The sequence below is a fragment of the Protofrankia sp. CiP1_Cm_nod2 genome (assembly GCF_920664355.1).
Classification (GTDB): Bacteria; Actinomycetota; Actinomycetes; order Frankiales; family Frankiaceae; genus Protofrankia.
This window is the reverse complement of the sequence record NZ_CAKKTL010000310.1, coordinates 1-5168: the sequence shown is the minus strand read 5'-3', so window position 1 is coordinate 5168 and position 5168 is coordinate 1. Positions and strand designations below refer to the sequence as shown.

Genomic DNA, 5168 nt, shown 5'->3' with positions numbered 1-5168 from the left:
CCCCGGGGTCGGCCGGCTGCGGGCGCTGGGCTGGCCGCCGGCCGCCCGTGTCGGGCTGGCGGCCCTGCTCGCCGCCGACCTGCCCGCCGGCCCCCGGGCCATCCCCCCGGCCGGCAGCACCCCGATCGATCAGCATCACGCCCTGACCGTCGCCCTGCGCAGCCCGCCCGGCCCGGCAGCGGCACCTCTCACGTCCCGTCAGCTCGACCGGCTCACCGCCGCCGCCGGCATCACCCCCCAGCTCGCCAGCCTGCTCGGCCTTGTCGGCCCCGACGCCGTCGCCACCGACCCCACCCTCCCGCTCCGCCTGCGCGGCCGCGCCCCGGCCATGCCGCCGCTGCCCACCTACCAGCACACCCTGCTGCTCACCGTCACCGCCCTCACCACCGCCGGAACGGGGCAGGCCATCACCAGCACGCACACTCCCGGCAGCACCGGCATCACCCATCACGGCACCCCTCGCGCACTGCTACCCACCCACCACGCTCTCCCCGACGACCTGTTCACCCTCCGCCTCGCCCGCGGCGACCTGCTCTACCGCCACCACACCACCACCCCCACACTCCCACCCCACCCTGTGACGATCATCCTCGACACCAGCCCACCCACCTACGGCCCCGTCGAAACCCTCCTGCGCCTGACCGCGCACCTGCTGACCACCACCCTCTGGCACGCCGGCACCCACCCCACCCTGATCACTTTCGACCAGCCCGCCCTGGCGCTCCCGCTGACCGGCCCGGCCGACCTCGCCGCCATCTGGACCAGCCGCACCCTGGATCCCCCCGACCTGGCCACCGCCCTGCGCACCGCGGAACACACCCCGCAGCCCACCACCGTCCTGCTCACCCACCACCACCTCCCCGACGACCACCCCCTCCCGCTCGGCCCCCACCTGCGCCTGTTGACCACCCACACCCCCGGCGACGAGCCCCCCACCCGCCCCCACCGGACCAACAACCGAACCAGCCACACCCACCAAACCGGCCACAACCAGACCAGCGGCCCCACCCGAACCCACAGCCACAGCCACAGCCCCGACAACCGCTACCACCGTCACCTCCCACCCCATCCCGACCCGGCCGCCCTCGCCGCCGCCATCCACGCCCTCCTCACTCCCACAACGCAGGAAGCCGTAGGTGAAAACCGCTACCGACCCGACGTTTTCCACCTACGGCCGCGGAACCCGTAGGTGGAAAACGCTGTTGCCATGACGTTTTTCACCTACGGCTGGAGGTATCCACCGGAATGTTTCCTCCGGAAACGCATGGCAGGGCTGACCACGCCGCTTTCGACCCTCCCCGGCCACTGACGAGAACCGCCACCGACAGCTGTCCCACCGCGGTGCCCCACCCCGCGCGGCCCTGCCACCGACGACATGCCCTACGCCGTCCTCACCCCCACAACCAGGCCGGCAACCTGGATCGTCACCAGCCGTACACGTCTGGGACGCGTCGTGTCTGACGGCTCGCGCGGGCCGGTGTGGCAGGCGGCTGTCCTCGGCGAACCCGTCGGAGGCCCGCCCGCGGGAGGCCCGTCCGGGGGAGGCCCGTCCGGGGAGAACGTGTCCGCCGGAGGCGCGGCCGGGGCCGGCGGCGCGGGTGACCGGCGGATTCGCTGCCTGCTGTGCCCGCACGGGTGCGAGCTGGGGCCGGGGGAGACCGGTGTGTGTGCCGTGCGGCGCAACCACGCCGGGGTGCTGGAGACCGCCACCTACACCCTCGCCGTCCAGCATCTCGACGCGATCGAGCGCAAGCCGCTCTACCACGTCCGGCCGGGCAGCAGGGTGCTCACGATCGCCGGGCCGGGATGCTCGTTCCGCTGCAACTACTGTGTCAACCACCGGCTGTCCCAGTACGGCCAGGTCGACGGCGTCACCTGGACGGGCCGGCCCGCGCGGCCCGCCGAACTGGTCGAGCGGGCGGCGGCGGCCGGCGCGTCCCTCGGCATGTCCTACGCCGAGCCCGGGCTCGCCCCGGAGCTGACCCTCGACCTCGCGGCCCTCGCCGCCCCGGCGGGCGTGCCGATCGTGTGGAAGACGAACGGCTTCCTCACCGCGTCCGCGATCGACCTGGTCGCGGGCGCGCTGGACGCGGTGAACATCGACGTCAAGGCCGCGGACGAGGCCGCGCACCGGCGGCTGACCGGGGCGCCGCTGCGTCCCGTGCTGGACGCGGTCGAGCGGCTGCGCGCCGCCGGCGTGTGGGTGGAGGTCTCCACACCGCTGATCCCGGGGGTGTCCGCCGAGCCGGAGGCGCTGCGCGCCGTCGCCCGCCACCTCGCCGGGATCGACCCGGGCATCCCCTGGCACCTGCTGCGCTTCACCCCGGACTTCCGGATGCGCCGGCCGCCGCCGACCAGCCCGCGGGCGCTGGCGGCGGCGCGGGCGGCCGGGCGGGACGCCGGCCTGCGGTTCGTCTACGTCGAACGGGCCCTCGGCGACGCCGGCCGGCAGACCCGCTGCCCGACATGTGACACCGTGCTGGTGCGACGCGGCATCTGGGAGACGCTGGAATCCGCGGTCACGCACGGCCGCTGCCCGCACTGCGGGCAGCCGGTCCCGGGACGATGGGGGACGATCGGTGCAGGAGCCCAGACAGCCGGCGCAGAGGCCGACGGCCCCGCCGGGCCACGGGAGCGGGAGCCCCCTGACGGCTGAGGCCGTGCCGGGCCTCGAGGGGCCGGCCGCCGGGCCCGTCACGACCAGGGGTCCTCTGCGGGCCGAGGCCGGGAGCGCGGTTGAGACCGAGGCCAGGGCCGAGGCCGCGGTTGAGGCCGCGCCCGCGCAGCCCGTAGGTGTCGAGGGGCCGGCCGGCGGCCTGCGGGTGGCGTCTGCCGGTGATGAGGGGCCGTCGTTCGTCGAGTCCCTGCCGGACCTCATCGACGCGTCCGAATACGACGATCATCCGGATGGCCGGCTGGTCCGGGTGCGGATCACCGTGACCGGGTCCGGGGTGGAGATCCTCGGTGACGCGTTCCGCCCGGCCGTCCTGGAGGCGCTGCTGGCCGACCTCGGCGGTGGCGCCACGGAGCAGATGCTGTGCGGCTGAGCTCCGGCCCCGCGGACACCGACGCGGACGATGTCGATGGCGCCGGCCGCGCCGGCGATGCCGCCGGTGAGCCCGCCGCTGCCGATACCGCCGTGGGTGAGGCCGGCGGGGCCACCGTGGGTGAGGCCGGTGGGGCCGGTGTGGGTGAGGGCGGCGGGGCCGGTGTGGGTGGCGTCGACGAGGCGGCTGAGCTCGACGCCGGGGTCGAAGCGGGGCTCGACCCGCAACCGTCCGGCGCCGCGACGGGCCGTGCGGACGACGGCCCGCCTGGCCGCGACGGGAGCCGGGCCGCTGTCACCCACTCGGAGTCATGGTGGACGCACCTGCGGTGCGCCCGGTGCAGGCACACCTTCCGCCGCGGGGACCGGGTCCGCCTGCGGGCGGACGCCGCCATCGGCGACGCCACCGCGGTCGTCCACCTCGACCCGGCGCTGCGCTGCGCCGACGGGACACCGGACGCCCGGCACCCGGCGTCCGGCGGAGCCAGCGCGCGGGACACCTCGAGGGACGCGGCGAAGGGGGCGAGGGAGGGCACCGGGAACGCCGGGAAGGACACCGCGAACGGGAGCACCGCGAACGGGAGCAGCGCGAACGGCGCGTCTGGGGACGCTGAGGAGCTGGCCGCGTTCGCCGCCGGCCTGCTCGTCGCCTGGCCGCCGGCCGGTGACGTACCGGTCGTCCGGCTCGCCGCGCACGCGCCCCAGGTCGCCCGGCCCGGTCCGGGGCTGGACGCCGCGGGCTGCCTGGTCTGCGGGCACACCTTCCGGCCGGGCGAGCAGGTGGTGGTCTGCCCGTGCGGCATGTACCGCGAGGTCTGCGTGGCGGCCGTGCACCGGGACCCGGTCGCCGGCCTGACCTGCTGGGACGACTGGCGGCCCGACGGCGGGCTCACCCACTGCCCGGTAACCCTCAACCGGGTGGCGGACCGGTGACCACGGCCCACGGAACGCGGGCGGACGTGGTCCCCCAGGGTGGCGTACATCCACCGCCCCCGGTGAGCACGGCCCAGGGAGCGCGGACGGGCGGCCCACCCGCCGGCCAGCCACCCGAGGGCGGCCCACACACGGATGTCGTGTACGCGGGCGCCCCGCGTGCCGGTGAACCAGGTGCGGACGGCCCGCCCGGGGCGGATCGGTGGCATGAGCGTGTGCGCGCCACGCCCGACCTGGCGGACGCCCCGGCCGGGGCGGATCGGTGAGCTCACTGTCAGCGGACCGTTACGCCCGGCAGCGGCTGATCCCCGACTGGGACCAGGAGCGGCTCGCCACCAGCACCGCGGTGGTCGTCGGGGTCGGCGCGCTCGGCAACGAGGTGGCCAAGAACCTGGCGCTCGCCGGCGTCGGACGGCTGATCCTCTGCGACCCGGACACGGTCGCGGCGAGCAACCTCAGCCGCACCGTGCTGCTCGGGCCGGACGACGTCGGACGCCCGAAGGCCACCGCCGCGGCCGGCGCCCTGTCCCGGATCGCCCCGGACGTCACCGTCGAGACCCGGCCGGCCGAGCTGGTCGCCGGGGTCGGGCTCGGGGAGCTGTCCGACGCCGGGGTCGTCCTGGGCTGCCTGGACAGCCGCCGCGCCCGGCTACGCCTGCTCGGGCGGGCCACGCTGGTCGGCGCGGCGCTCGTGGACGGCGGCACCCACCCGTGGGGCGGGGAGGTCCGGCTGCGGCTGGACCCGGCCGAGGCCTGCTACGGCTGCTCGCTCACCGCGCATCAGCGCGGCGAGTCCGACCTGCCGTGGAGCTGCGCCGAGATCCGGCCGGACGGCCCGCAGCCGGCGTCGATCGTGTCCACGTCGATCGTCGCCGGGTGGATAACACTGGTCGCGCTGCGCGTCCTGTTCGGCAGCCCGCCGCGGTACCGACTGCTGCGGATCGACGGCGCCACCGGCGGCACCGCCCCGGTCACCCTGACCCGCGACGCCGGCTGCCCGCACCACCGGCCGTTGGACGGGCCCGTCCACCCCCTGCCGCTCGACCACCACGCCACCGTCGGCGACCTGCTCGAAGCCCTGCCCGCCGGCGCGGAACCACTGGCCTGGGCGGCCTTCCCCCTCCCGGGACGCTGCCATCACTGTGGCGAGAACCACGCTCACCTCACGGCACAACCACACCAACCGGCA

General features: G+C 75.9%; 4 protein-coding genes and 1 pseudogene. All 5 read left to right on the top strand.

Features of this window, described 5'->3' with window-relative positions; translation table 11 throughout:
- Positions 1-1189, top strand: a pseudogene (locus NBW84_RS24630) (hypothetical protein); the annotation flags it as partial.
- Positions 1190-1453: 264 nt separating this feature from the next.
- Complete coding sequence (locus NBW84_RS22325; protein ID WP_250287145.1) at positions 1454-2656, top strand: radical SAM protein; 1203 nt, start codon at positions 1454-1456, stop codon at positions 2654-2656.
- 166 nt (positions 2657-2822) lie between these two features.
- On the top strand, positions 2823-3047 hold the full coding sequence (locus NBW84_RS24625) for a radical SAM-modified peptide, FtsH ternary system-associated (RefSeq protein ID WP_445548390.1): 225 nt from the start codon (positions 2823-2825) through the stop codon (positions 3045-3047).
- Complete coding sequence (locus NBW84_RS22315) at positions 3038-3979, top strand: hypothetical protein (protein WP_250287140.1); 942 nt, start codon at positions 3038-3040, stop codon at positions 3977-3979. The genes NBW84_RS24625 and NBW84_RS22315 overlap by 10 nt, the downstream gene beginning before the upstream one ends.
- A 262-nt stretch (positions 3980-4241) precedes the next feature.
- A partial coding sequence (locus tag NBW84_RS22310) for a HesA/MoeB/ThiF family protein (protein WP_250287138.1) occupies positions 4242-5168 on the top strand: 927 nt, incomplete at its 3' end.